27 protein-coding genes are annotated in these 26,554 nt (G+C 38.2%); 13 read left to right on the top strand and 14 right to left on the bottom strand.

All coding sequences use genetic code 11. The features are described 5' to 3' along the window. Positions 1-3: 3 nt before the first annotated feature. The 4 genes from BKD12_RS16920 to BKD12_RS08070 all read left to right on the top strand — a co-directional run bounded on the left by BKD12_RS16920 (position 4) and on the right by BKD12_RS08070 (position 2,454). Entirely contained in the window at positions 4-168 is a 165-nt protein-coding gene (locus tag BKD12_RS16920; RefSeq protein ID WP_002595070.1) for a hypothetical protein, read from the top strand. Continuing rightward, positions 165-512 (top strand): plasmid mobilization protein, encoded by a 348-nt coding sequence (locus BKD12_RS08080; protein ID WP_070088820.1) that lies wholly within the window; start codon positions 165-167, stop codon positions 510-512. Before BKD12_RS16920 ends, BKD12_RS08080 begins: the two co-directional genes overlap by 4 nt. 161 nt (positions 513-673) lie before the next feature. After that, the gene (locus tag BKD12_RS08075) at positions 674-967 is read left to right on the top strand and encodes a CD1845 family protein (RefSeq protein WP_070088819.1); all 294 of its coding nucleotides are present in this window, start codon (positions 674-676) and stop codon (positions 965-967) included. A gap of 140 nt (positions 968-1,107) precedes the next feature. After that, a complete protein-coding gene (locus BKD12_RS08070) occupies positions 1,108-2,454 on the top strand; it encodes a relaxase/mobilization nuclease domain-containing protein (protein ID WP_070088818.1) in 1,347 nt (448 codons plus the stop codon). Between the two features lie 199 nt (positions 2,455-2,653). Here BKD12_RS08070 and BKD12_RS08065 read toward each other — a convergent pair whose 3' ends face one another. Beyond that, positions 2,654-3,010: a helix-turn-helix domain-containing protein gene (locus tag BKD12_RS08065; protein WP_070088817.1), complete on the bottom strand. Its 357-nt coding sequence runs from the start codon at positions 3,008-3,010 to the stop codon at positions 2,654-2,656. Between the two features lie 149 nt (positions 3,011-3,159). Here BKD12_RS08065 and BKD12_RS08060 point away from each other — a divergent pair, with 149 nt between their 5' ends. The 8 genes from BKD12_RS08060 (at position 3,160) to BKD12_RS08030 (ending at position 9,535) form a co-directional block, all read left to right on the top strand. Then, positions 3,160-3,804 carry a TetR/AcrR family transcriptional regulator gene (locus BKD12_RS08060; protein ID WP_070088816.1) on the top strand — a complete coding sequence of 215 codons (645 nt, stop codon included), beginning with the start codon at positions 3,160-3,162 and terminating at the stop codon, positions 3,802-3,804. A 1-nt stretch (position 3,805) separates the two neighbouring features. Next, positions 3,806-3,994, top strand: coding sequence for a cysteine-rich KTR domain-containing protein (locus BKD12_RS16485; RefSeq protein ID WP_083262904.1), 189 nt, complete (start codon positions 3,806-3,808; stop codon positions 3,992-3,994). A 48-nt stretch (positions 3,995-4,042) separates the two neighbouring features. Continuing rightward, positions 4,043-4,540, top strand: coding sequence for a DUF6323 family protein (locus BKD12_RS08055; RefSeq protein ID WP_070088815.1), 498 nt, complete (start codon positions 4,043-4,045; stop codon positions 4,538-4,540). Beyond that, a complete protein-coding gene (locus BKD12_RS08050) occupies positions 4,527-5,888 on the top strand; it encodes a DUF6179 domain-containing protein (protein WP_070088814.1) in 1,362 nt (453 codons plus the stop codon). The genes BKD12_RS08055 and BKD12_RS08050 overlap by 14 nt, the downstream gene beginning before the upstream one ends. 502 nt (positions 5,889-6,390) lie before the next feature. Further along, positions 6,391-6,801: a sigma-70 family RNA polymerase sigma factor gene (locus tag BKD12_RS08045; protein WP_070088813.1), complete on the top strand. Its 411-nt coding sequence runs from the start codon at positions 6,391-6,393 to the stop codon at positions 6,799-6,801. Positions 6,802-7,147: 346 nt separating this feature from the next. Beyond that, entirely contained in the window at positions 7,148-7,348 is a 201-nt protein-coding gene (locus BKD12_RS08040) for a hypothetical protein (protein ID WP_070088812.1), read from the top strand. 125 nt (positions 7,349-7,473) lie between these two features. Next, on the top strand, positions 7,474-7,740 hold the full coding sequence (locus tag BKD12_RS08035) for a DUF6870 family protein (RefSeq protein ID WP_070088811.1): 267 nt from the start codon (positions 7,474-7,476) through the stop codon (positions 7,738-7,740). A gap of 115 nt (positions 7,741-7,855) precedes the next feature. Further along, positions 7,856-9,535 carry a recombinase family protein gene (locus BKD12_RS08030; protein ID WP_070088810.1) on the top strand — a complete coding sequence of 560 codons (1,680 nt, stop codon included), beginning with the start codon at positions 7,856-7,858 and terminating at the stop codon, positions 9,533-9,535. A 53-nt stretch (positions 9,536-9,588) separates the two neighbouring features. On the opposite strand, the gene BKD12_RS08025 is transcribed toward BKD12_RS08030, so the two are convergent. From BKD12_RS08025 to BKD12_RS07970, 13 genes are all read right to left on the bottom strand, one after another. After that, on the bottom strand, positions 9,589-9,921 hold the full coding sequence (locus BKD12_RS08025; protein ID WP_070088809.1) for a PadR family transcriptional regulator: 333 nt from the start codon (positions 9,919-9,921) through the stop codon (positions 9,589-9,591). Positions 9,922-10,239: 318 nt separating this feature from the next. Then, positions 10,240-11,469 (bottom strand): lanthionine synthetase LanC family protein, encoded by a 1,230-nt coding sequence (locus BKD12_RS08020; RefSeq protein WP_176730941.1) that lies wholly within the window; start codon positions 11,467-11,469, stop codon positions 10,240-10,242. A gap of 187 nt (positions 11,470-11,656) precedes the next feature. After that, on the bottom strand, positions 11,657-14,704 hold the full coding sequence (locus BKD12_RS08015; RefSeq protein ID WP_070088807.1) for a lantibiotic dehydratase: 3,048 nt from the start codon (positions 14,702-14,704) through the stop codon (positions 11,657-11,659). Continuing rightward, entirely contained in the window at positions 14,670-16,508 is a 1,839-nt protein-coding gene (locus BKD12_RS08010; protein ID WP_176730940.1) for an ABC transporter ATP-binding protein, read from the bottom strand. The genes BKD12_RS08015 and BKD12_RS08010 overlap by 35 nt, the downstream gene beginning before the upstream one ends. 5 nt (positions 16,509-16,513) lie before the next feature. Then, entirely contained in the window at positions 16,514-17,752 is a 1,239-nt protein-coding gene (locus tag BKD12_RS08005) for a lanthionine synthetase LanC family protein (RefSeq protein WP_070088805.1), read from the bottom strand. Between the two features lie 5 nt (positions 17,753-17,757). Continuing rightward, the gene (locus tag BKD12_RS08000; RefSeq protein WP_070088804.1) at positions 17,758-18,474 is read right to left on the bottom strand and encodes a flavodoxin family protein; all 717 of its coding nucleotides are present in this window, start codon (positions 18,472-18,474) and stop codon (positions 17,758-17,760) included. Further along, complete coding sequence (locus BKD12_RS07995; protein WP_070088803.1) at positions 18,471-19,427, bottom strand: CPBP family intramembrane glutamic endopeptidase; 957 nt, start codon at positions 19,425-19,427, stop codon at positions 18,471-18,473. Before BKD12_RS07995 ends, BKD12_RS08000 begins: the two co-directional genes overlap by 4 nt. A gap of 48 nt (positions 19,428-19,475) precedes the next feature. Further along, positions 19,476-19,712 carry an FDLD family class I lanthipeptide gene (locus BKD12_RS07990; RefSeq protein WP_070088802.1) on the bottom strand — a complete coding sequence of 79 codons (237 nt, stop codon included), beginning with the start codon at positions 19,710-19,712 and terminating at the stop codon, positions 19,476-19,478. A gap of 286 nt (positions 19,713-19,998) precedes the next feature. Next, on the bottom strand, positions 19,999-22,740 hold the full coding sequence (gene lanM, locus BKD12_RS07985) for a type 2 lanthipeptide synthetase LanM (protein ID WP_070088801.1): 2,742 nt from the start codon (positions 22,738-22,740) through the stop codon (positions 19,999-20,001). Positions 22,741-22,812: 72 nt separating this feature from the next. After that, positions 22,813-22,962 (bottom strand): hypothetical protein, encoded by a 150-nt coding sequence (locus BKD12_RS16915; protein ID WP_176730939.1) that lies wholly within the window; start codon positions 22,960-22,962, stop codon positions 22,813-22,815. 1 nt (position 22,963) lies between these two features. Continuing rightward, on the bottom strand, positions 22,964-24,268 hold the full coding sequence (locus BKD12_RS07980) for a sensor histidine kinase (protein ID WP_070088800.1): 1,305 nt from the start codon (positions 24,266-24,268) through the stop codon (positions 22,964-22,966). Further along, the gene (locus tag BKD12_RS07975) at positions 24,265-24,975 is read right to left on the bottom strand and encodes a LytR/AlgR family response regulator transcription factor (protein WP_070088799.1); all 711 of its coding nucleotides are present in this window, start codon (positions 24,973-24,975) and stop codon (positions 24,265-24,267) included. The genes BKD12_RS07980 and BKD12_RS07975 overlap by 4 nt, the downstream gene beginning before the upstream one ends. Next, complete coding sequence (locus BKD12_RS07970) at positions 24,947-25,540, bottom strand: hypothetical protein (RefSeq protein WP_070088798.1); 594 nt, start codon at positions 25,538-25,540, stop codon at positions 24,947-24,949. Before BKD12_RS07970 ends, BKD12_RS07975 begins: the two co-directional genes overlap by 29 nt. Before the next feature lie 122 nt (positions 25,541-25,662). On the opposite strand from BKD12_RS07970, the gene BKD12_RS07965 reads away from it, so the two are divergent. Beyond that, the gene (locus tag BKD12_RS07965) at positions 25,663-25,986 is read left to right on the top strand and encodes a helix-turn-helix domain-containing protein (RefSeq protein WP_070088797.1); all 324 of its coding nucleotides are present in this window, start codon (positions 25,663-25,665) and stop codon (positions 25,984-25,986) included. Positions 25,987-26,554 lie beyond the last annotated feature (568 nt).

The raw sequence follows: 26,554 nt of genomic DNA, 5'->3' as shown, positions 1-26,554 counted from the left end.
GCGATGGAGAAAAAACGGGAACAGGAACTTGCTGACCAGGAGGCCCTGCGGCTGTACCGGGAATTTCACGCCCCGATCCCGAAAAGGCCCCCGGAACGGGAAAAGCCGTTGGACAAGGTAAAGGAGCCGCCCCGGGCCAGCCGGAGCCTGGAACGGGAGGAACGATGACAAAGAAACGCCGCCGCCCCGTCCATCTTCATGTGATGGTATCGGAGGAGGAGCAGGCGCTCATACGGGAGCGCATGGCCGAGGCGGGCATCCGCAACATGGGAGCCTATATGCGGAAAATGGCCCTAAACGGCTATGTGCTCCATGTTGACCTGTCCCCCGTCCGGGAGCTGGTATCGCTCCAGCGGCGGTGCTCCAACAACCTAAATCAAGTGGCGATCCAGGCCAACACCTACGGCGGCATTTATCCCGAAGAGATCAAAGGGCTGCAACGGGACTATGAAACGCTGTGGGGGCCCTTGTCCGATCTTTTGAAAAAGCTGTCTGCGATTGTGGAGTGTTAGCCCTGCCGGGGAGCGGTTTAGCCGTTCCCCGGCTTTCACTACTTCGGGACAATTTGTCCCGAGGTGCTGAAAGCCGGAGCCATCCTTGTTGTCCCTCCCGGACAGAGGTATAATTATCATATAGGGATAACCTGTCAATCAAAAGAAGGAGGTATCAAGCTATGCGGATCATTCTGAAAATCATCGCGGCCCCTTTTGTGCTGGCCCTTACGCTCCTGGTAGCGGTATTAAACTTTAGTGTGTCTCTTGCATCCTGGGTGTTCGGCATCCTGGCCTTTTTCCTCGCATTGTGCGGCCTGTTTGAACTGTTCATCCAGGGCAATCCACAGTGGGGGATTACGGGGCTGGTGCTTGCCTTTTTACTTTCCCCTTTCGGCCTGCCCGCCGCAGCCGAGTGGCTGGTCTGCAAACTGGACGATCTCAATTACTCGTTAAAGAGCTTTATCACGGGATGACGCTTTGGGACAATTTGTCCCGAAGTCCTATGCGGCGGCTGGAGAACAGCCGCCCTTTTTCTTGAAAAGGAGGTGCGGCCACGGCTACAACTTACATCCGGCCCTACAAGGTAGCGGCGGGAAAAAGCGCCGTTCAGACGATGGAGGAGCGGTTTGCCTATGGGCTCAACCCGAAAAAGCTGGGGGCCGTGTCTGCTTATCTCTGCGATCCGGCATCGGCCCCCGCCGAGTTTCTTCTGACAAAAAGCCAGTACCAGGCGGAGACGGGCCGGGCCGTGGAGCGCGGGGCCCTGTTCTTTCAGATCCGGCAGGCGTTTCCGCCCGGTGAGGTCACGCCGGAGGAGGCAAACAAAATCGGCTATGAAACGGCCATGCGCTGGACAAAGGGCAAGTATCAGTTTTTCGTCTGTACCCACATTGACAAGGGCCATCTGCATAACCATATTTATTTCAATTCTACGGCCTTTGACTGTTCCCGGAAGTTTCATAACTTCATCGGCTCGTCCTTTGCTCTGCGGCGGCTCTCTGACCGGGTATGTATTGAACATGAGCTGTCGGTTATTCAAAATCCGAAACAGCACAGCAAGGGCCGTTTCCTCCACTATGGCCAGTGGATCGGGGAAAAACCGCCGTCTGCCCAGCAACGGGTGCGGCTGGCCGTTGTGGAGGCTCTGGGAAAAAAGCCCGCCGACTTTGCGGCCTTTCTGCGGCTCATGGAGGAGGCTGGCTTTGCGGTAAAGCATGGGCGCGGCGGTGCGCTCTCGTTCCTGGCTCCGGGGCAGGATAAGTACACCCGCCTGCGGGCATCCACCCTGGGGGACGGCTTTGATCCCGAGGACATCCGGGCGGTAATCGCCGGAGAGCGGCCCATCCCGGAGCTCCCGGAGGACAGGCCGGCCCCGTCCCGGCGCGTCAATCTGATGATTGATATTCAACAGCGCATGGCCCAGGGCAAAGGCCCGGCCTATGAGCGGTGGGCGAAGGTTTACAATCTGAAACAAATGGCCGCCGCGCTCCAGTATCTCCAGGAGCATAACCTTACGGACTATGACGAGCTGGCCGCAAGTACCGAGGCGGCGGTGGATCGCTTTCATACTTTGGCCGGGGAGCTGCGGGACACGGAGGCGGCGCTCTCACAGACTGCCCGGCTCATGGGGGTTACGGTGGACTATGCAAAGACGCGGCCTGTATTTAACGGCTACAAGGCGGCCCGGTACAGCAAGAAGTATTTGGCGGAACACGAGGCGGAGCTGGCTACCTACCGGGCGGCAAAGGCGGCGATGAATGAGATATTAGGCGGGGCAAAACTCCCGAAAATGGACGCGCTGAAAAAGGAGCGCCGGGAGCTCTCCGAAAAGAAAAAGACCCTTTATGCTGAGTACCGCAAGGCCCAGGCGGATATGCGGCAGGCTGTGGCGGTCAAGGCGAACATTGATTATCTGCTCGGCCACACGGACGGGCGGGAAAATAAGGCCCAGGAGCGTTAGCCCGGGCCGCAGGCAACAGGCGCATCGCGCCGGGACTTTGGGACAATTTGTCCCGAAGTCCAGCGGGTTTGGGGAGCTCCCCAACAAGCATTTTTGCGGGCCTTGTGCCTGCAAAAATTTCGGAGTGTGGCCACACCCGAATTGCTTGCCGTTTGCGGCAACCCCTATACATGGCGCGAAAAACGGAGGTCGCGTTTTCTTACGTTCCCTCCGTTTCCCTGGCTTTTCTGATACCCTCTGCGGCTCCCTCGATAATGATTAGCTCCTTTTCATCCATGCCGTTCAGCATCCGGTCAATATGTTTCCGGCGCTCACTCTCGCCGCCCAGCTTGTCCGGGTAGAAAAATTCATCTACGGAAATATCAAAAAGGGTGACGAGTTTGTAAAAGGCGTTGAGGCTGGTGTGCTGTCCCCGGTTCTCAATATACATGATGGAGCGAGGGGTGAGGTCTACAAGCTGGGCCAGATACTCCTGCGTCCAGCCCTTGGCTTTTCGTCTGCGCTTGATTTCTTGGCCCAGGGCATGACAGTCCAGGCGTTTTTCGTATTGGTACATTTTCATATCACCCCTATATTATTTTACATTTCGGGGTTGAGTATGAGAACGAAACAAAATTTTATATTTTAGTAGTATTTAATTTCATCTTGACTGTGTTCTCACCATTTAGTATACTATTAGTATACTAAATAGAATGGTGGTTTAATATGAACAGACAAAACAAAAAAGAGGCTATTGCAGCTTTACACAAAGAGCAGATTATGAAAGCGGCTGAAAGACTGTTTTCTGAAAAAGGTTTTGCACAAACTACAATCAACGATATTTCAAAGGCATCTGAATATAGTCGCCGTACAATCTATACCTATTACGAAAGCAAAGAAGATATTTTACATCATATTGTCGAAAAAGGATTGCTTATCTTAAAACAGAACATTGAGGAGAGTATAAACCTCAATGAAGATTTTATAGAGCAGTACAAGGGGATTTGTATTGCGATGAGTAAATATCAAAAAGACTACTCACATTCCGCAAACAATGTAAATAGTGCTAATTCTGCCAACCTTGATTTCAATAGCCTTTCAGACACAGTAAAACATATTTTAGTTTTGGGAACGGAAATTAACAATCTGCTGGCAGAGTTTATTGAGGGCGGAAAAAATAAGGGTATTGTCCATCCAGATGTTGTTCCAATGATGACAGTATATATTTTGTGGTCAAACATTGACGCCTTACTTGTACTTGTCCAAACAAAAGGAAAATTCATAGCAAAGCAGTTTTCGATTTCGGAAAAGGACTTTTTAGATTATGGCTTTAGACAGATTATCAATTCAATTTTGAAGGAAAGGGTTTGAAATGAAAAATCGCACATGGCTGATATGTCCAATATGCGGCGGAAAAACCCGAAGTCAAATTCGGGAAGATACAATTTTGATAAACTATCCTCTTTTCTGCCCTAAATGTAAACATGAAATACTGATTAACGTACAACGGCTGCACACCATCATTGTGCAGGTATCAGAAATAAAAGCGGTAAACCTCTAACCAGAACTTTGGGACAAATTGTCCCAAAGACTGAACAAGGAGAATGAAATGGATAAAGACAACTCGTATTTATCTCTTGCATCAATCGGCGGGGCGTTGATGGAACAGCAGGTCACAAATAAAATACTTTCTTGTAATCAAGATACGGCGGTATACGGATTAGTATTAACACAAGAGCAAGCCGTTGCCCTCGCACATACCCGGACAAGTGCCTTAAAGGATACGAAACGGATTGAATTTAATAGCGGTATTATCGACAGGCTGATTATGGCATTTTGTAATTCACCGTATATATCAAACGAAAACTACGAAGATACTTTACATGAACTGATTGGAATGTTCTACGATTTCAAAAACGATACTTGGGATGCTGTAACAGATGACGAACTAATCAGTTTTATGAAAAAAGCATTTAACGGGCGCTGTCATGGCTCACTGGAGCTGCTTTCAAGTGAGGCGTTGCCGCAATTATCCAAACATATCCACAGTGGACGTTCTTTTGGAACATTCAAGCAGTATTCGGAGGAACAGTATGACCGTACTTGATGTTTTACATCCAATCTTACCAGAGCAGTTAAATTCAAGATATTACTTTCAATCCCTTATGGAGCGGGCGCACCTTTGCGGGCTACTGTCGGATCAAGAATTATCAAAAATCCAAACGGAACTGTTAATCATTCTTGCGGAGCAGACCGACAAATGGAGCCAGGGAAAAAGTAGCTCCATCCCCATGGAAAAGGCGCAGGAACTTTTGACTTCTGCCGCTTTTGTGATAGGAGTGCAGTTAAAGTCCTATCAAGCACCGGAAAACGCGGTAGAGGCATTGAAAGCAGAACCGTTGAAGTCTCTTTTTGAAAAGGGCTTAAAATTAGTACAGCGCAAGATAGCAATTTCACGTCACCGCCAAAAGCGTATAACGGCACATTTGCTTAACACACCCAATGTATATTATCGCTCCACAATCGCAGATGGCATTAACGGTTTTTTCAAATTATACCGCCCACAATTTTCCGCCCAGGATATTCACATAACGGCTGATTATCCCACCTACTTGGGCAGGCCAAATTTTGATGGCATTGAATTTATTGAACGGTATTTGCGGTGTATTGAAGCGGAAAATGAATTTTGTATGCACTTTTCTCCGCAGGACATACACCATCTGTTGTGCGGGCTTACGCAAGATTACCGCAGTATTCCAATGAACCTGTTTGAACCTGTATTTCTATCTGCGCTTGGACTTGCCATCCTGCACCGCAACCCTGAACGGCTTGATTTGTCGAGGGAAGATATTGTTTCTTTGCATCGGCTTTTTTCTGGAAAATCGAAACAAGAAATACAATCTGTTCTTGAAAATGCGTTTTGTGATTTAGACAAAAAGATGGAACTGCCGGAAATTTCAAAACGCTATATTCGTTTGTGCATCCCCAAATTTGCTGAAACAATCCAAAAATCAGTTGCCTTAAAAACGATGGACAAAGTATTTCTTGCCCCGGCCTATCCAGAACGTGAGACGAAAATCACAATTTCTTATGGAGAACATATGGACGATACAAAATATCAAAAGCTGGTCGATAGGATTTTACAAGCAAATAATAGCAAAGATAGAGTAAATCTGATATTGCAAGAAGTCCACTCACTGGCAGACCTTTTGGATATATTATCTGATGCGGAGCTATATAAGGAGGATTTTGAACTTTTAACAAATTTGTTGCCCGCTCCTGTTTTTGCTGCTCTACTTAACCAATATCCAAATGATGATTTTTTGGAGCGGGAAAGTGAGAAACTGTTATACGATGCGTTGCAGAGCAGAAAGCAACATATCTCCCCCGAAGAAATGCGACAGATAAAGAAAGTAACTGCTGCACTTAAAAACGGAAATATTGACCGAGAATAAAGAGCCAGACGCTAAGACGCAGAGCCGATAAACTCGTGAGAAATCACGGTTTATCGGCTTTTTCTGTTTCCGCGCAAAACCGCTTTTAGTATTTGGGATATGAATAAACGGCGGTTTTGAAATAACAAATTTCAAGCCGCCGGTTTCTTTTTGAAAAATTAGAATACGGAGGGTGTGTTAAAGTCGCCCTTTTTAAGGATACGGCGGTGTCCGGGAGGTATCGCCGTGTCCTTTTTCCTTTTCCATTCCCCTAACCTGTCAAAAAAAGTCCACCCGTCCGGCAGGATCAGTCCGGCGGTGGATGCGAAATTTGGCAGTACATAAATGAATTTGTAGTTTCATGCGCTTGTGTGGCTTTGTGTCGCGCAGGCGCTTTTCTTTTATCCCGGCCCCACTTCGAGACAAAGTGGCCCGAGGTACGGAGCGGCTCCCCAGGGTGCCGCTCCCCGCCGGGCCCCGTTTCGGTCACTCGTCCACACAACACCGAAACGGAGGTTTACTTATGACTACGATCAATCTGAAAGATTTTTATTATTGGTACACTCAGGATCAGCTCATCGAGGTTTCTGACGAAGTGGCGGAGGTCTTTCTTGCGGATGCCCGTTATGAAATGGCCTATCAGCGGCGTCTCTCCCGGCACAAGGCGCAGTATTCTCTTGACTGTGAGGACGGGATCGAATACTCTGCCTGCCTGCATGAGCCCACGCCCCAGGAACTTTTGGAGCGGATGGAGCTCTTTATCCGTCTGTGGAACGCGCTCAACTCTCTGCCGGAAATCCAGGGCCGGAGGATTGACGCGCACATCATTCTTGGCAAAAGCATAAAAGCGATTGCCGAGGCTGAAGGCGTACATGAGGAGTCTGTCCGCCAGTCTATCAAAAGAGGGCTGGAACGCATGAAAAAAATCTTTTGATTTTTCCGTTTTCCCCACTTGGAAATGATGAAAAAATGTCTCGGTTTATGAGAGGAGGTTTTCTTTTCTCCGCAGACGAACAAGGGCGGCCCCGAGCATGATCCGGGGAGCCGGGCGGCGGGTACGCGGTGACTTCCCCTAAATGGGAATGAGCGAACAACACCAGCGCCGCAAGTGGGACGGGCCATCTCACGGCCACGATCCGGCAGTGGACAGGCTGGCCGCCTGCCCCTCCGGGCCGCCCTCTCGCCTGTGAGGGAACGCCGCGCCGAGTATCGTTGTCTTTGGACAGGTCAAGAAAATGGGCGCGGCGTTCCCTAAATTTTATCAAAGGGGGAATGAAAAAATGAAGTACGATCCTGCACTGGCCGCTATGCTGGCCGAGCCGTGGAGCAATAACGCCTGCCGGGGATATGTGATGTATGCGATGGAAAACTGCGGTTTTTCCCCCGAGGACATCCGGCGCGTTGTTCGGGAGCTCCATTATGTGTTTGACTTCAAGTCTTTAGCCGAGGCCCAGCATCATTACGAGAACGGGCCGTATTAACTTCGAGACAATGTGTCCCGATGTGAGGACAGGCCAAAGGGCGGCACTTTTGCGGTGCCGCTTTTTTGCGTTTCCCCACAGGACAGCGGGAGGCGTTTAACAATTTGAAAGAAGGAGGTTTTACCGTGAGATTATCCGCAAAGGAACTGGAACAAATGAAAAGCGTTGACATTGGCGCAGTTGCCCCCGAGTCTCTGCCCGATGTGAGCGGTATGACCTTTGACAACGCCCTTTCCCGCAAAGAGCGCATAACAAGGTTTTTACAGATTGTCAAAAATCCGTACTGCTTTTGCATCGGTGGTGTCGGCGTTCAAATCGAATTTTCGGAGAGCGGGCCCTCCCTGCAGGACACTTTAACGGACTATTTGATCCGGCAGAAAAGCGGGCTGTAACTTCGGCTGCGGCCCGCCCTACTTCGAGACAAAGTGTCCCGAGGCAGAGCCATCCTTGTTGTCCCTATGGGACAGAGTTATAATATAAGTGTAATGTGATAGGGAAGGAGGAACAATGTCACGAACAAAAAACAGAGGGTTTCAGCAGAGTTTCTCTCCCTCTTATACCATCCGGCGCTGGCGGCTGGGGAAATATATCCGGCTATCCAAAGAGGACTTGAAAAAGGGAAAGGACGATAGCAACAGCGTAAAAAACCAGCGCGATCTGCTCAATGATTTTTACCACAAGCACATAGACGAATTTGAAAGCACTTCCGAATATGTGGACGATGGGCACACGGGAACGGACGCCAACCGCGAAAATTTCCAGCGGCTCCTGGCCGATGTAATGAGCGGAAAAATCAACTGTGTTGTGGTAAAAGACCTTTCCCGTTTCGCCCGGAATTACAGCGATGCAGGAAGTCTGATTGATAACCTGTTTGTGCAGATGGGCGTCCGCTTTATCAGCCTTGCCGAAAATGTGGACAGCTTTACAAACCCGGACAGCGTTTCCAGCATTATCGTCCCCATTACGAATGTAATGAACGATCAATACTGCTATCAGACTTCAAAGAAAATCCGGCAGGTATTTGATTACAAGCGGCGCAACGGGCAGTACATCGGCTCCTTTGCTCCCTACGGCTATATAAAAGATCCGAAAGACAAGCACCAGTTGATTGTCGATCCCGAGGCCGCCGAGATTGTAAAGCTCATTTATAACATGACTTTGCAAGGGGAAACAAGACGGGCCATCGTCTACCACTTGAATGACCACGGCATCCCCAGCCCGACAACCTATCGGAAAAATAAAGGTCTGCCGTATTCCTGCTCTGTATCTGACAATCCCATGTGGGGAGATCGGGTGCTGAAAAACATTCTCACAAATCCCATTTATACCGGGGATTTAGTCCAGGGCCGCCGCCGTGTAAAAAGCTACAAGGTACATGAGATTGAGGCGGTGCCGGAGGAAGAATGGGTGCGGGTGGCTGATACCCACGAGGCAATCATAGACCGGGAAACCTTTGATAAGGTGCAGGCCCTTTTGAAACGGGACACCCGGACGGCCCCACGGAAAAAGGAGCTCCATCTGTTCAGCGGCTTTCTCCGCTGTGCGGACTGCGGAAAATCCATAACACGGAGCCAGAGCGGAAAAAATGTTTATTACGCCTGCTCTACTTACAAATACCGCTCCCGGGCCGCCTGCTCCATGCACTCAATCAAGCATGAGCGGCTGGAAACTGCCGTCCTGTTTGGTATTCAGTACCAGGTGCATTTGGCTGTTTCCTATTCCGAGGCGATTGCCCGTATCAATTCGGCCCCAATCAAAAAAAGCCAGTCTTTCCGACTGGACGATCTGATTACCGCAAAGGAGCGGGAACTGGCGAAAATTACCCGCTACAAACAGTCCCTTTATCAAGACTGGAAAGACGGGGAAATTACCCAGCAGGACTACCGTAACATGAAAGCCGACTATGAACGGCAGGCCGCCGCCCTTTCCGATGTGCTGGAACGGCTGACAACGGAACGAGCAGAACTGGCAAACGGTGTTGACAATGAACATCCGGCGCTGGTGGCATTTATGAAATATCAGAACATTGAAACGCTCAACCGGGAAATCCTTATTGAGCTTGTGGATCACATAAAGGTCTACGAAAACGGCAATATCAAGATTAAATTCAAGTTTGCTGACGAGCTCCGCAAGATTGCCGAGTACATTGAAATTAACACTTCTGAAATTCCCGCCGTGGCGGGCTGATGCTCGCCACATCCTTTCTGGCAGTGTGTTTTCCTAATATGAAACATTCATATTTATACTATCCTGCTATGAAAAAGAATATTATTAACAATTACAAAAACTGACTCCCAATTCTTTAGAAATTCATTTAAATATATAACCCCCTCGTTAGTTAAAGAATAATACTTTTTCGTAGGCCCTATAGTAGATGGATACTCTTCTGTAATAATGAATCCCTGTTTTACTAGTCGTTTTAGTATTGGGTAAACAGTCCCCGCCTTTATATCTTCAAATCCTTGTTCTTTTAATCTTTCTATTAATTTGTAACCATAAATGCTTTCTTCTGACAAAAGTTTTAGTATACACCCTTCTAATATTCCTCTATTCAGTTGTGTTCTATCATACATATCTATTATCCTCTTTGTCTATTCCATATACTTATTTATATATTTCTTATCTGATTAGTCTGATTCGCATACTTCTCCTCCATATCTTTTTGGAGCAGTGTAGCATATTTCTCTTTGGCAAAGTTTAATCCCTTCTATGTTATGGTTACTAAAAAGATTGTTTTCCGTCTTTCTCGTTTTCGCCAGCAACCTGCAAATCTCCTCTACGCTTCCTATATTTAAACCACCAAAGGATGAATAGTTAGGATATAACATAATAGTATGGACATTCACCTCATGCCACTTTACCCTTTCAAAGATTTATCCAATATACCCTTGTTAATCCAAAAATAACAATTTGCTACTTTCAATTGTTTTCCCCAATACCTTTAACAAAGCTAACATTACACCACTAGCCCCCTCTAGTAATGAATAATTATTAATATATCTTTCTTCTCCTATATTTTTTTCATGATATTTTAATGTTTCACATATTTTCTCTTCTATTGTAATTAAAAAATCCCTATCTTGCGTTTCCAAATATGCACAAATTTGTATCATTAACAACCCAGCATATCCATGGCATACAATTGGTTCAAATAAATTGTTATCAATTAATGATCCTGACATAATTTTCAGAAGTTCATTTTTATAGAACCTATAATCTAGTTCTTCCTCACAATATTTTGCCACTTTCATTAAGCCGAAAACAATACTCCCATTTCCATAGCACCAGCCATTATTAAATGTATAGTCTGTTACCTCTTTTTGCTTAAAACCAGACAATTTTAATTGCGTTGGAAACTGAAGTCTGCCCTTATCATCGATCCGCATAAACTCCACATACAAATCTTTTAAGAATTGTATTGATTCTTGAAGTCCTTTTGTTTGAAAACCTTCGTGCATTGCTTTTGCCATTATATATAGCGGTCCTATAATGCCATGCGCCATTCCAAAATCAAGATATAAATCATATTTTGAATGTGTATTTTTATACTCTGATAGTTTTATTACAAAATATTTTGTGACTTTTTCTTCATTTTTATCTGTCAAGTAAATAAGATATTTTAACATCCCTAAAATAATATCTTTCTGTTCTTTACGATATTCCAGATAGTAATTCAGCATTCCGGACACACCATATATAACATCGTAAAGAACAGGAACTGTTTGTGTTTTATAATACAGCACAATTTGTGTCTTATAGAATTCATCCATCCAGCAGTCACAATATTTTTGAAACTGGTTTAAATGTATTCCCTTTTGGTTTAAAATTCTCAAACTAAAGGCTATATTGCCTATTCCTTTGCTCTGCCCCATATAGTTTAAATATGTAGTGTCACCGCTATACAATTCATTTTTTATTGTAGATAGAATTGTCTCAATTATATCTCTAATTTTATTCTTATACTTTTTTAAAAAGGACACATCATAAATTTCTGAACAAAAAAGCAATACATCATCATACTCTTCTCGTTTTATTTTTTTATTTTCGAACGCATATATGAAATCATCCGTATATTTACAAACCGTTTCCTTAATCGCTTGAATTATTTCTTTATTATCCATCATATAACTCTTGTACGAAATTTGTAAAAAGTAAATATCGTATTTCCTTTCTCCATATCTCAAAACCAATTAGTACATCTCTTCTTTTACATTTGTAACCTCCAGAATATTCCTTTTAGCGTCAAATCACAATTACTTAAGAGACATAGTATCTATGAAATAAGAACACACTTCAATAAATACCAAACTAAACTTTATTGGTATTTAATTTCTGTCTTTTATCACGATACTTTTGTTGTTGAATTATGTGATATAATGTATTTCGGACAATTTCTGTGTATTTTTCTTCATACATTTTATCTCCGGTCAGTCTGTTACAATGCATATGAACAAGGGATAATATTATATTCTCTTTGCTATTTGTATTTTTCTTCTTATATATTTGAATATATAATTGCTCGGCAAACGTTTTTAAAACCATTTTTTCTTTAATATATTCTTCTTTTATATCCATATAAACTTCCTCTTTCTCTTCTAATACGGCTTGTACATATGAATAATATTGTTTTTGCCCTTCTCTATATTCTTTTCTATATTGATCTTGTCTTCGTATGACATTTAAAATATCAAACATTTCTTCTAAATCATGTGTCAAATTTTTTAATACAAAAGTGATACCAATAATATATGCTTTTTCTAAATCCTCCTTACTATTCAAATCATAGTGTTTTAGAGTTTTTTCTACTGTTATGGAATCTTTAAAAAATATTTTTTCGCAAGCTTCAATAAGTTCTTTTCCACCATATCTATTAGTTTCTCGTAAATATGTATCAAATACCACTACACTGATTAACTGATTATCAATCAACTTTTGAATCCACATGTTTATTTTAGGTAGATAATAATATGCATCCTCTTCATTTTCAAATTTAATTCGTATTCTTAGGTGTTTCCCATTTTCATCTATGTATCGTAAGAAAAAATGTTCTGCACAATTAATATCACTAAACAACTCTGGAAGCTTGACACTTAAAATTTCGTTTTCACGATTATTTATTCCGTATAATTTAAAATATATCCATCCGTCTTCACATAATATTTTTTTACGCTCCTCTTCGCATAGCAAACTACAATCATTAAGTCTTTCATATATATCTTCATTTTGTTCTAAATTTAGCACACTAAACACACATTCGTTCACATAACCTCTACCCTCCTTATCTTTCACTATCGTTCGATCCAATAAGCCCTTCTCTATTTCAGAAAATTGCAATCTTTTGTTTCTCTTAAATTCGTTATATAATAAATGAATATATTCTTCTTTATCCAATTTAACTATGATTCTATTATCTGCTGTCGCATAATAAACAATTGTATCCATTTTATAGGTTTTTCGGAACTCAAATAATTGAGCCTTAAACTCTTCGTAAGAACCTTGTACAATATCAGCGCCTTCCACAAGCCACATTTTAGGTAATATAACAATGCCTTCAAGTATAATTCTTGGTAAGTATTTGTAATGTAACTCCGAAGGAAGAATAGACAGCCTGCTTAATGGATAATTTTCATAATCTTGTGAAATCCCCAGTAAAAGTCTAGATATTTCACTAATTAATGTTGGATTTAACATATTATCCATAACAAAACGCAAGCGCTTTTTCAGTTTTTTTGAATATAAATACATTTTGTTATTATCCATACCAACATAAATGTCGTCCAATGTAATTTCTCGATCATCCTCCTCAGAACAGCAGCCCATAACTATATAATAATTCCAATTCCTATTCATATTTAAAACATTACTATGACGTCCGTGATTTCTGAATTCTCTAATTTCAACAGTTACATATTCACTGCATAATACTTCTTCTTTCTGATACAATTTATTGTAATCCATTAATTTATTCTCATCTAAACACTGTGAAAATCGTTGTATCATTGAACCCGCTCGATTAGAGCCAAAGTTTGGTCCTACCCATAGACGATACTCACCATTTGTATCTGTAATCAAAACGTTCACATCAAAAGAACTTATAAATGTTGGACTACTTTGTATTTTCGCAAAATCTTCTGCCACCAACCTTATCTCTTCTTTTTGATTTATAAGCGCTTGTTGAACTTTAGTATTAAAGATACTTATAATTTCTTTTTCCCCTGCAGAATGGATACTACTAATATTAACCAAACCACATCCATTAAAGTCATTTTTATCAATTATATTTCTAATTGGGACCTCCACATTTGTCCCATATACCTCTTGAAATTTTTTTTGTAGCTGAGATGTGGAATTAAATCTAAGAGGAATTTTATACAATACTTCAGCTAGGTTCTCTACTTGTTTTTTTATGTTACAATCCAAAACATTCTCTAAATATTGATTTCCAACATTAATAATAATATAGTTTTGCGCTTTTTTAATCTCAGCCATTTTTTTATAAACATCTAAAAGAACCTCTTCTGTCTCTGTTTTTTGAAACTCCAATAACCCCTCATCAATTGACTTTAATTTATCAAGATACTCTCCTGAATACTTCATTTCTTTAAGTTGTTGTATTACATACTCTAACGAATTGGAACAATATGCTGGTATACGAAGATTAGAAATCAAATATTCATTCTCTAGCATATCAATTAATGTCTTCATTATTATTCTTTCAGAAACATCCGCATATACTTCTTTTACTTTTTCTAACAAATCCGATAATAATATAAAACTCTTTGCTGCGTTCCTAACCAGATCAATCAAACCAGTGTGACGTATACTATTTTCTTTTATAATCTGTCTTTCTTTTTCTATTTCCCCATGACTTGTAAAATATGGATTTTTCACCCTATCTCCACTCATATAACACAATGAATTAAATTTAACTTTTAATCCATCTTGTATATCCTTTTGACTCTCTAATATTTTGATAACATGATTAATCCAGTTATTGTCAACGCGTAAATCTAAAATGTATTCTCCACGCTTTATTTTTGTATTTGCCCCGAAATTTCCAAGCGATACTGTCGCAAAATACCCAAATGGAGTTGGCCTACCTACACTTCGCAAAAAGTATTTTAATAATGATTCTTTTAAATTTTCGTACTTCTTTTTATCAGCAGGTTTAGAAATATAACTATGATATAGTGATGGGCTGGAAGCTAATAAGGCCTTTCGAAAAAATTGATCTAATTCTTTATCTTGTTGTATGAATTCATATATATCTAATTCTTGCTGCTCATATTTCTCTAAATAATCTACTGACAAACCAGGGGTTCTAATCATATAAATATCTTGACATTCTGCTTTCATCTTCAACATCTCCTTCATCCATTATTCCAGTTTGAATTTCAAATAGGGATTTATACAACTGATTTGTTTTTAATAGTTCCTCATGTGTTCCATTCCCTATGATTTCCCCACAATCTAATACAAGAATATTATCAACATCCATCACGAGGTTATTAAATTTATGTGCGACAATAATCCCTTTCTTCTGATTGATTAGTTTTGAATACAATTTTGACAAATTATATTCTGAAATGGCATCTAATGCAGCATTGGGTTCATCCATGATATATAAATCCGCATCTTTTGAAAACGCTCGTGTAATCCCAATTTTTTGCCATTGTCCAAGAGAAATTTGTTTACCACCATCAAACCAATATCCTATTTGACAATCTAATTTTTCTGGTGTTTCATTTATCAATCCATCTAATTTAAATTTCTTGCAAAATTCTTCTAATATATCATCCTCCTGCATAAGATTTAAATTTCCATAAGCTATGTTCTCTCTAAAGGTGGCTTCATATTTATAAAAATCTTGAAACATCGTTGCAATTCTCTTTGTTACTGATTCTTTATTAATTTTTCCAAACTCTATCCCATTAATTAATATTTCACCTTCATAGTCATGATAAAATCCCATTAATATTTTAAGCAGTGTTGTTTTTCCACTTCCATTTGGCCCCACAATCGCTATCGATTGTGTTCCTTCAATTTTAAAGCTTATATTCTTTAATACATAATTTTGATCTTCTTTATATCTGTAATAGAGATTTTTCACTTCTATACTTTCCAAATTTTTTATATTAATCAGTTCGCTATCAGAATGATGTTTTGCCCCTTTTTCTTCTTCGGATAAATTTAAATACTCAATTAATTGATCAACAAACATACTTTCTTGATTCATTTGAGACAAGGACTGCAATATTGCTGTAATTTGCGTTTTAATCTGTGTAATAGTTTTCATATATGTTACAACATTTCCAATCAATATTTCTCCCGAATACCCACAAAGTATGATATAGAAAAATATTATTCCATCTATCATAGTTTCAAAGAAAGTCGCTCCTCCCAATTGAAAATAACTAGTCTTTCTGAGTTTTAAATCTTCATAATTAAATTTTTCCTTATAGCGCCTATATTTTTCAATAAAATAATTGAACAAATTATATATTTTTAATTCCTTATAAGCTTCTCCTGCGGTCACTAAGTGTTGAAAATACCAACATTTCCTTGAATCATTTGTTCTTTCTCTTAGTAAAAGAAATGTTTTTCTATTAATTTTATTATTGATTAAAAACTTGACACATGGCACAACTAGAACGCATAATAAAATCCATAGACGAAATTCTAGAATAATCAACAGATAAGATATTGTCATCACAGTACTAGAAATAATGCCTATAAATAATTCAAAAAAAACCAAAAGCTTTCCTTCCACTTCATATTGAGCTCTTGAAATCATATTATAAATTTCACTATTCTCATATGATTTCAATTCCAACGCTGCTGCTTTTTTTAGAACTTTTTGGCTAATATTCAAGTTGTAGCCTTGTGCAAATTTGAATTTGTAATAACTTGTAAAATAATTTATCAGCCCTTGGATCAAATCAATACCTATATAAATAAATACAAAAACTAGTAATGTTTCCAAATTTGCCCTTTTTTGTATACCATTCATAATATTTTGCGACATTATAGTTGATATGGGTGGTAATACTCCCAATATAATAGTTATAGTTATAATAACAAACAAATATAAAGGATTATATTGTACAATAGTCTTTGTTACCCACCATATATTTTTTATCATATTCGTTTTGTTCTTCATATACATCAATCCACTAACAATATTTTCCCAAAAGAAAGATTTAATGTTAAGCTATTCTGCATTGCTAGTATCGCGCCGGTACTTCCATCTAAAAACGAAAAGTTATTGATATAGTTTTCACTATCTCGTTCCTTCTTTTGATGTTCAATCAGCGTTCTTTCCAAATTACGCTTTATATTTACAAGACATTTTTCGTCTTTACTCTCTTTAAATGCATATACTTGTGTTGAAATTATACCTGCAAATCCATGACATATAATCGGACTATCTAGGTTATATTCAACTTCCTCTCGATCTATAAGATCAATAAATTTATTTAAATAAAATTGATACATAGATTCATCTTCCATATATCTCGATGTCTTCATTAAATTTCTAATAATCCCTAGATTTCCATAACACCATCCACTGTTTTCTGTGAGATCGGTACTTTTTCCGGTCACAAAACTTTCCACTGCCAATCTTCTCGGAAATAGGACATCGCTTTCTAGTTCCACACAAAAACGTCTATATAGTTCCCTTAATCGCTCTATCGATTCGTCTAACTCCTGTTCTAAAATCCCTCTCCATTTTGCTTTGGCAAGTGTAACCATTGGCCCTGCTATGCCATGAGCTGTCCCAAAATTAATATGCCCTAATTTCATCTGCGCTCGTTCTTTCTGTAAAAACTGCTGTTTCTTTCTAATATGATATCTGATAACTCTATTCCCCTTATATGTATAATCCTTCGCCAAATATATCAAGTATCGAATAAGTTCTCTCATTGTTAACATGTCTTTTGAATCCTCCAATATATCTTGGCAATCTAACAAATAGTAAACTACACCAGAAACTCCTCCTAATATGTCATAATCAGAAAATGTAAGTTTCGATTGCTGAAACCTTTGTATTTTTCTATAATTGTTATTTAATATTACTTTGTTCAACAATTTCGACGTTTCTTGTAATCCGTCTACTATTTTATTCAATTCCCGAATTGAAAAAGCAAGTAACCCTAACTTGCTATACATTCCTGTATCAAAATAGCTCAAACATTTTTTTGGATATTGATTTATAGCAAAAATCAAATTACTAATTGCATTTAAAACATTTTGATCCATCTTTTTTTCGTCATCATGCATTATTTGAGTAAGGAAAAATAAAATATCAATACAATTGTCATACCATTTAGCAGAGTGAGTATTTAAACTATAGCTTAATATATAATCCACATAATTGTTTATTTCTTCCTGTATTTTCCCCATTTATTTCACTCTTTCTCAGCTTTTCTTTTATCCAACACTTCTTGATATGTATTACATTTTGACATTTCAGAATTATACCAATAAGTTACTTCATAATTTTTTCCAATAAATTTTTCATTGTCAGGGTTGATATATTCACGTTTATTTATTTGAAATCTTTTTTCCAATTCATCTGTTGATTTATATTGACTTTCATTTATAATAGATGATGTAATATCATCTATTATTTCCTCTAACTTATACTCAATGTCCACATTCTCTACTTTTACAAATTTATATTCTCCAATCACATTACATCCCATAAGCCTAAGGATATTTTTTAAATAGAATGACACAAATTCTTGTCCACTTCTATCCGTTACAGTTATTACCACTCCTATTTTCCCCAAAAGATGTAAAGTGTGAACCCAGGAAGTAATTCTATCAATATATGTCTTCATTGCTCCTGATAGATTATTTAAATAGACCGGTGAAATCCATATAATCAGATCAGACTCTAACATTTTTCTTCTGATTATATGCATGTCATCTTTTTGATCAATTGGACACTCTCCTCTTGTAAAACACTGGTGACATTCTATACACTCTAATACCGTACTCTCTTTTGAACTGAATGAATCTACTATTATCCCTTTCTTTTCTAATTTCCTTTTCAATTTTGTACCTATATGGAAACATCTGGATTCTAATGAATTACTACCTATATAACACATCGCTTTCATAATCGCTGCTTCTCACTTTCTTTTCTATATTCTTTTGCGAACAAAAATAACATCAGTACTATTGGCCGAAAAACTCCCATCGGTATATCATCAAAAACCATGTATAGCTCCGTTAGCAATCCACCAACTGCATTGTTATAACCATGAATCAAAACACAGCACCATATATTTTCTGTTTTCATATATGCCCATCCCATAAAAACAGCCATACCAACTGTGCTTAAAAATCTATAAATAACTACCATAACCATGGTTGTCACTTCATACTCATTTATATGATACAAACCGAACCATGCCGGAATATGCCAGCACTCCCAAATAATCCCCAGTACAATGACTCCTTTTCTTTTTCCTAATACTGCCTGTAATTTAGTCTGAATACACCCTCTCCATGCATATTCTTCCCCCATCAACAATATGCTGCTAAATAAAAATACACTAAACGGTATTGCCACCATATAACCAAGTGGTTCTAGTAGCATAGTAACTATATCAAACTCTTGAAAGTCCTTCTCAAAGTAAAAGATATATTCAATTAAATAAAACACCACCAAGACCCATATCATATCTTTGATGTTTTTAAATGGATATAACTCATTGCCATATAAACAACATCCGCAAAACAGTACAATACTTAAAGGCACTTCAACTATCGATTGAAAGGATTCCACAAACGTATCTTTTAGGCCCAAAACAGCCCAAAGGCTCAGCATTATGAAGAAGAGGGCAAACGTTATTAGAAATAGCCATTGCAGCCATCCTCTAACTGCCTTTGTGGCTACAATTCTTCCTAGTATTATGGCACTTGCAGGTAATATCATCAAATAAGGACCCAACACCTGTGAATCAGAATTTTCCATACCGGATGCCACAAAAAACCAAGGGGTAATAAAGGCAACTATAATAAAACAGTAGATTTTTATTCTATACTCTCTATAAGCGTCTTTTATCATGCTTATAACTCCTTTCTAAAAAAAAAGCGTGGTTAAACCACGCTCTTTTTAAGGCACACACTGAGGTTCTACATCAGTTCCACCTTTTTTGCAACAAGCAGATGTCATCCCTGTGGTTGGTGTTTCAACAGATACACATTGTCCTTTAAACGTTCTAGTGATGGTTTCTGTTACTTTTGAAATAATCTCAGATGTTATCATGTCGCTAGCTGATAAGGCATTTGCCGAGTTCCCATTTTCTGCAATTTTTCTCAGATCAAGATCAAAATCATCCATTTTTCCCATAATTTTCTCTCCTTCGATTACTGTTTGTTTACTTGTGGCAGAATTTTTCAAGCCACACAAAATGAATAAAACTACTATTTAAATCATTTGATCAAACCATTGGTCTCCCCTCCTTTATCGTATTATTTAAACCTCACATTGAAGTCCGTCCAAATATGTCCTAACTTTAATGTGCTCAATATAGAAACAAAGTACAACAAATATTCATTATTTTCTTTGTTTCATATTGTTTTTTGAATATATCTAAAATTTATATTATATACACTTATTTTTCAATTCTTTGACCTTATTTGTCTGTTTCTTTGACCATATTAGTTTTGGACAGAAAATAATATAATATTCCTCCATATCCATTCATAAAACCTGGATTCCTTTTTTCTTGGGGAAGCCATTGTATTTCGCTAGGTAGCAATTGTTCTCTTTTATCGGTCCTCTTGTGCCAAAATTCTCGGTCAGTTTTTTCAAGAATCCATAGATTTCCACAAATGCCGTGACATAATGACCAGCTGTCCCTTAACCAATAATCATTCAACTTTGTATATGCTTTTTTTATGTCTTTGCTCAATCGTTCTTTCCATTTACTTTCTTCTGCCATTTTATAGCAATTTAAGCGTGACAACAGAACTCCCCCCACTCCATGGCACCATGCTACTGGACCAATTTCATCTTCATCAATTTCCTTAACCCTCTTATCTATCCAATTCTGAATCGTGGAATCATACAGGCTGTTTTCGTACTTCCAGATGTTCTCTGCCAAGTTCTCATATTTTTCATTCTTCGTTTCTCTCCATAATGCAAAGACTGGCATTAACACGCCACTGTTTCCGTGTGCCATTCCTGCCATTGACGGCTGATCAGCAATTCTCCATCCAATCCCTTCTTCTTGCTTCTCACTTGCGGTAATTAAGATATCTATTGCTTTCTTTGCTATATCCAAAAAGTAATCATCTCTGGTTATATAATATAATTGCAGCATTACCCATGCGGCCCCTGCATTTCCAGAAAGAAGGTCATATACTTCATCTTGATCCAGCAATCTCTCCACGATTGCAGCATGCCTTTTTGCATATTCTAAAAAGATTTCTTCTTTACTTTGCTGATAAAGCAATAGATATACATAAACAACAGCTCCCTCTCCCTCATACATTCCTGTACATTTAGAGCATAGACTCTTAAGATTCTCTTCCCCCTCTTTCGTATATCGAAAAAACATCTCGCAAAGTGTTTGATAGATTTCCTCGGCAACTCGCCCAAACATTTCTATATTTTTAATCTTCCAAAATAAGAGTAGCATCCCGGCAAGACCTTGATATAAATAATAATTCATTGGTTCTATATTCCAGGTAAACTGACACCCTTGTCCAAGAGTTAATTGTTCCCACCCCACTTCTGTTTTGTCCTCATTCCATACTGCCTCAGATATTACTTGTTCTATTAGTCTTTTGATGATTTGCACTATACCAAATGATTGTTTTGAGATTTGATCTTTCACTCGATATGCTCCATTATGATATACGTTTGGGTCCTTTAACATAAACCCCAACGCAGTCTGGATATACTGTTTCTGTTTTACTAAATCTTTTGGGGTTAGCTTATCTATTTTTTGCTGTACTTTTACCAACGGTTCTCTTTTAAAATAAGTTCCAATCTTTTTCCCTTCTCCATCCCTCAAATTTCTGTCATCCAACTGGTATTCAAAATATGGAATATCTCCCTGCATCATACTATGTATCTCTTCTTCTATTATCCTTCTTTCCTCTTCATCCAATTTTCTTTCAAAATAAAAATCCTTAAAAAAACGATATCTATTTTCTCTATTTCTCAGCAGGGTCGGATGATAAGAAGCCGACAATAGCATACTGTATTTTTGTGTGTCTGCATGTATGTAACGACTTTTTGAATGTTCCAACTTTTTTATTACCATATCTCTAAATATCGCTTTTTCAGCAAGCACTGCTTTATATGCTTTTTCAAATCCTTCTACAACTTCTCTAGTATATTGATTAGGAATAATTTTTTCGCCATGCAAAATCACTTTATTTTTCGCTTCTTCTATCGTAGGATATACATACCCCAGATACATATTCGATGTTTCTGGATATTCCACTCTCGGAATCCGGAAGGGATATTTCTGCTTTGCGCCACCACCAATGGCACTTGCATCAATTCCCCCTCCGTTGCGATCCCAATGATAAACCGGCAAAATCCCCGTATATAGAACAGACCCTTGAAGCCTTTCGTATATTTCTTCCTGTACCTTATATCCTTTTTCGTCGTTCGATGTGAATACCAAGCTTTCTAAATCTATAAAAACTGGATACTCTCCAGCTACAATCAAATTTTCACAATGGAGATCTCTTGTATTCAGAATATAGGCTAAAAATAATTGCGCTCCCATTCTCTGATAAAATCTTTTGACCGCTTTATTTGATTTACATTCCTGATATTCCACTACTTTACTCCATCCATATGTTTCTCTGGATAAAACATTATATTGTTTTTGAATGATTCCTGTACGCCCGGCCAACCACTGCAATAATTCAGAAAATATCACTTCATTCCTTAATGAATGGGGTTTATATAATATTTTTTCCCCGTTATCCAATGTTAGTTTTAAAACCTGTTTTCCCTGACAATGTGTATCTCCCACTCCTCCGTCTATTTTTATGATCTTATTTATTTCTCTATTACATATTGTTCTTGAAATTTCCGATTTATCTTGTTCAAAATTGTGTAAAACTTCTTGATAATAGTCCGTAACAAATTGTATCTTCTCTTGTACACACCGATAAAGTTCCGGATATTTTTCAAAACAGGCGTCTATAAACTTCTGTTTTCCAATAACTTCTCTACAAAAATATAGGTATTCTTCTTGCGAATTTTGCCCTTTTAATAAATGTTTATCCTTATACTGATGCATTTCTGCAATCAGTGTCCTCAAACATATTGCTTGTAACTGCTGTGCAAAATATTCACAGGGAACTCCTAAACTCTTTGAAATTTTAAAATAAAATTCTCTAAAGTACATTTTTCTTCTTTCCTTTCACATTTTGTTTATATTAAAAAGGCTAGGATATCAGTGATATCCTAGCTCCCTATTTTAGCAACACAAAATAGTTAAAAGTGCATCACACGCTCTTGTAAAGCTACTTCCAAAATCCTGTTCTTTTTTTTCTGTCATCACCTTCTTTATTTCGTCAATTTCGACATTTAAATCTCCAGCATATTTTTCTTCCTTGTTCTTTTGCATTTTAAACTCCTCCTTTACTATACATTGAGATGGTCACAGAATACTCACCACTCATTAACTGGCAATTCATTTCTCCTTTATGCCGTTCTACAATTTGCTGAACATTTATTAGCCCATATCCATGGAGTCCCCCTTTCTTACTCTTTCTATCTGTATCTTGCTCTACACTATTGATAATTTCCATAAAAAACATATTATGCTGTTTTTTTATCAATATATGTATCCACCGTTCTCCAATCTCTATTTTTTCACAAGCGTCTATTGCATTGTCCAAAAGGTTCCCGAAAACAGATACTATTTCTAAATCCGAAAAAGGTAAAAGATCTATCCGTTGTGTTTCAACCTGGAATTTAATATTTCTTTGTTCTGCTTTTTTCATTTCCTGTGTCAGAAGATAGTCCAAAATCTCTATCCCCGTCCAAACCTGCATCTCATAAAGTGTAATCTCCTGGCATAAATCTTGTATATATTGATGTAATTTTTCTTCTCGGCCTTCGTCATCGTACTTTTTTAAAAAAATAATATGGTTTCTCATATCATGTGCAATTTGACGAGTTTGCTGCATCTCACGACATCGATCTCTTAACATCTGGTCTTGAAATTTTAAAATTTTAGTCTCCTTTATCTTTATTACGTATTGAAAATAAAGAAAACTCCCCAGGGTTGTTATTGTTAGAATAGTTGTCAAGACAAGTGCCTTATCAACACCTTGAATTTCTTGTTCGCCTGTGGCCATTGCGCTTAAAACAAACTGGTATCTGACCATTACAATAAACAAAAAGGCACAGGTTATAAAAAAAATTTTTTTGTAGGTTATCAAGATAATATGCATTTCTTCCGACGATTCTTTTTTTAATTTGCATAACAGCATCCCCATTATGATTCTTGCCATACTGTATATTCCTATCGCCCAGAACGAGTATTCCTCTACATATATGATTCTTTCAAATTTTGCGCCAATAAATTCAATACAAATATAGGAAAAAATAAAATCTAATATTGTAAGAAAAATATAATAAAGCGCGACAACCCCAAACACCGTCCATCCTTTTCCTCTAACAATTATACTTACGCATATAAACGTTATAAAAACGCAAAGAATAACCAGCGTTCTTGAAGAAAATGCAATCATTCTGTTCTTCGCCACTATGGTAGCAAGGGCAAAAATGTTCCCCCATTTAATAATTATATATTTTTTTGTTTTAGCGCCTTTCAATAAAAAAATCTCTTCTACAGCACTATAAGCCATCGACACTTCCCAAATACCAAAGAAAAACATCACCACAAAATAAGTAATGCTATTCATACAAAGTCCCTCCAATGCTTTGCAATATGCTTCTTTACATTTGTCATCTGGACCCTACTGACTTTAAATGCCTCCTCCGTTTCCAAATAAATAATACATTCATCAATTTGATCTATGTATTGTATATTAACGGCATGTCCACGATCAATTGGAACAAATCTGGCATCATCTATCTCTTTTAATATCTGACCAAATGGAATCCTTTCTCTATATGTTCCTCCTTTTGTCACATATTCTGTATACTTCTTCTCTTTTTTCTTTTGAATGTAAATGATATCTTTATAATAGAGTTTGACTTTTTTATAACTATTTCCAAAAACACGATAATCTTTTTTCTCTTTTACTTTATCGGCCACTACCCTTTTTAAAATTAACGGAAGCCGCTCTTCCATATTCCTTTTAAGTATATATTGATATGCTTCTATCAGATAACTTTCCCATGCATATTCGGTATATGATGTTAAATAGATTAGTATAGTATCCTTACTATCTCTTAAAATTCTTTTCCCAAGTTCAATTCCGTTCATCCCCGGTAGATCAATATCTAAAATGACAATGTCATAATCTGTCTTTTCCTGTCGAAACTTCTCGGCATTTTCAAATCCCTTACATTTCACATCTTCGTACTCCTGTATTGCTTTTGCAATAACCTTCTTTGTCATTTCCCGCATATTAGAATCATCTTCTATAACCCCGATCCGTACCATGCGTCTCCTCCTGCTTTAGTATATAATATTTATTCTTATTGATATCTCTCAAAATTGCTTCGTCTTCATATACATATAGTATAAATGTTTTCTCCCATAACATTTCGCCTTCACTTTCTCTTATGATTTTCCCACAATGATAAAGAAATGTTCCTTTTTTACACTCTTTAACATTATTTATAATATCCTCTACAGCCTCTTTTATTCTCATAGACTGCAGCTTGGGATTCCATTTTCCTAATAATTGACTAATATTTGACCTTTTCAAAATGATAGGTTTATAAAACCATTGCTTGGCTGGAAATAATTCTTCTCTGCTATGCCCTAACTTCTGTAACACATCATCAAACACTTCATGGCCGCTTTCATAGGGATATCCTAATTCTAGATAAGCATAAATATGCCAGACAGCTTTCTCTAGATATTGTTTATCACTGGTTGCATCGTACCTTTCTACTAACCAGACCACACTTTGTATAAGAATATCTTTACTATTCTTTTTGCCTCTCTCTATTCCACCTACACCTATCTTTATCGCTTCCACTTCTATTTCACTATAATACATATTTCCGCCTCCTTTTTCACATATTACATTCATGTTTACTATTTGTAAATATGCTTCGCATTAGTAAATTTCTTTTTATATATTCCCTTGTTAAAATGTAATAGAAAAGGAGCGAAATAATCATGACAATCGGAGAACGCATACGATATATACGGGAGGCAAAAGGAATTACCCAGAATACCCTTGCAGAATCAGTCCATGTTACATCCAGCTATATTAGTCGTATTGAACATGGCTCTTCTACGCCCACTCTTGAACTGATCCAGTCTATTGCAAATGCCCTGGATACTCCTGTTCAAGATATTCTTTGTGACCTTTTTTCCTATTCCGCTGAAGTTTCTGTATCCGAAAAAATAAAAATCATTGTAGAACGATTCTCTCCCGAAAAGCAACAGCTTCTATTGGACACATTGGAATATCTTGCCAGTCGTTTAGAAAAATTATAATATAACTGTTAAAAAGCCTCATCACTTTGGCCATGTTTGATAGTTATTTTGGCCATGAATTTCCACCTACATAATAAACACATCTTTTTCCAGAAACTGACGCATAAATTTCAATAACTTTGATTTTTATATGATTTTCTTTCACACTCTTCTCTTACTTTTTAACACAAGCCCATAAGATCTCCCTCTCCTGTGACCAACTTCTTTCCCTATACTCCCACTATATCCTTCCACAGTATGAATCATTCCTTCTTACACATTTGTTACATTCCTTCAGGATTGGCACTTCTATCATTTCCCTAATTCAAAACATTTACGCACTTCCTTCACACTTATTGCGTTCCCCATCTGCTCGGTTTTATGAACAGCCGGAGTATCATTACCCTTGCAGCCAGTCATCTACTATCCGACATTTAATAAAAATTAGAATCATGGTGTGTCTACTTATGCTGCTTGCATGCATAAAGATAACATCCCGAATCTATAGATGTTTGAATATGAAATAAACAAATGCATAGCTATTCCTAAAAAAAGAAACAGATAAAAAGTACACGGTAAACCATGAGTA

The sequence above is a fragment of the Merdimonas faecis genome, from assembly GCF_001754075.1.
GTDB lineage: Bacteria > Bacillota > Clostridia > Lachnospirales > Lachnospiraceae > Merdimonas > Merdimonas faecis.
Note: the sequence above shows the minus strand (reverse complement) of the source record. Positions and strands in the feature narration are given on the sequence as shown.

Bases quoted from the DNA above. Each gene is read 5' to 3' on its own strand.
- BKD12_RS16920 (WP_002595070.1), top strand. From the start codon at position 4: ATGGAGAAAAAACGGGAACAGGAACTTGCTGACCAGGAGGCCCTGCGG.
- BKD12_RS08080 (WP_070088820.1), top strand. From the start codon at position 165: ATGACAAAGAAACGCCGCCGCCCCGTCCATCTTCATGTGATGGTATCG.
- BKD12_RS08075 (WP_070088819.1), top strand. From the start codon at position 674: ATGCGGATCATTCTGAAAATCATCGCGGCCCCTTTTGTGCTGGCCCTT.
- BKD12_RS08070 (WP_070088818.1), top strand. From the start codon at position 1,108: ATGGAGGAGCGGTTTGCCTATGGGCTCAACCCGAAAAAGCTGGGGGCC.
- BKD12_RS08065 (WP_070088817.1), bottom strand. From the start codon at position 3,010: ATGTACCAATACGAAAAACGCCTGGACTGTCATGCCCTGGGCCAAGAA.
- BKD12_RS08060 (WP_070088816.1), top strand. From the start codon at position 3,160: ATGAACAGACAAAACAAAAAAGAGGCTATTGCAGCTTTACACAAAGAG.
- BKD12_RS16485 (WP_083262904.1), top strand. From the start codon at position 3,806: ATGAAAAATCGCACATGGCTGATATGTCCAATATGCGGCGGAAAAACC.
- BKD12_RS08055 (WP_070088815.1), top strand. From the start codon at position 4,043: ATGGATAAAGACAACTCGTATTTATCTCTTGCATCAATCGGCGGGGCG.
- BKD12_RS08050 (WP_070088814.1), top strand. From the start codon at position 4,527: ATGACCGTACTTGATGTTTTACATCCAATCTTACCAGAGCAGTTAAAT.
- BKD12_RS08045 (WP_070088813.1), top strand. From the start codon at position 6,391: ATGACTACGATCAATCTGAAAGATTTTTATTATTGGTACACTCAGGAT.
- BKD12_RS08040 (WP_070088812.1), top strand. From the start codon at position 7,148: ATGAAGTACGATCCTGCACTGGCCGCTATGCTGGCCGAGCCGTGGAGC.
- BKD12_RS08030 (WP_070088810.1), top strand. From the start codon at position 7,856: ATGTCACGAACAAAAAACAGAGGGTTTCAGCAGAGTTTCTCTCCCTCT.
- BKD12_RS08025 (WP_070088809.1), bottom strand. From the start codon at position 9,921: ATGTATGATAGAACACAACTGAATAGAGGAATATTAGAAGGGTGTATA.
- BKD12_RS08020 (WP_176730941.1), bottom strand. From the start codon at position 11,469: ATGGATAATAAAGAAATAATTCAAGCGATTAAGGAAACGGTTTGTAAA.
- BKD12_RS08015 (WP_070088807.1), bottom strand. From the start codon at position 14,704: ATGAAAGCAGAATGTCAAGATATTTATATGATTAGAACCCCTGGTTTG.
- BKD12_RS08010 (WP_176730940.1), bottom strand. From the start codon at position 16,508: ATGAAGAACAAAACGAATATGATAAAAAATATATGGTGGGTAACAAAG.
- BKD12_RS08005 (WP_070088805.1), bottom strand. From the start codon at position 17,752: ATGGGGAAAATACAGGAAGAAATAAACAATTATGTGGATTATATATTA.
- BKD12_RS08000 (WP_070088804.1), bottom strand. From the start codon at position 18,474: ATGAAAGCGATGTGTTATATAGGTAGTAATTCATTAGAATCCAGATGT.
- BKD12_RS07995 (WP_070088803.1), bottom strand. From the start codon at position 19,427: ATGATAAAAGACGCTTATAGAGAGTATAGAATAAAAATCTACTGTTTT.
- BKD12_RS07990 (WP_070088802.1), bottom strand. From the start codon at position 19,712: ATGGGAAAAATGGATGATTTTGATCTTGATCTGAGAAAAATTGCAGAA.
- lanM (WP_070088801.1), bottom strand. From the start codon at position 22,740: ATGTACTTTAGAGAATTTTATTTTAAAATTTCAAAGAGTTTAGGAGTT.
- BKD12_RS16915 (WP_176730939.1), bottom strand. From the start codon at position 22,962: ATGCAAAAGAACAAGGAAGAAAAATATGCTGGAGATTTAAATGTCGAA.
- BKD12_RS07980 (WP_070088800.1), bottom strand. From the start codon at position 24,268: ATGAATAGCATTACTTATTTTGTGGTGATGTTTTTCTTTGGTATTTGG.
- BKD12_RS07975 (WP_070088799.1), bottom strand. From the start codon at position 24,975: ATGGTACGGATCGGGGTTATAGAAGATGATTCTAATATGCGGGAAATG.
- BKD12_RS07970 (WP_070088798.1), bottom strand. From the start codon at position 25,540: ATGTATTATAGTGAAATAGAAGTGGAAGCGATAAAGATAGGTGTAGGT.
- BKD12_RS07965 (WP_070088797.1), top strand. From the start codon at position 25,663: ATGACAATCGGAGAACGCATACGATATATACGGGAGGCAAAAGGAATT.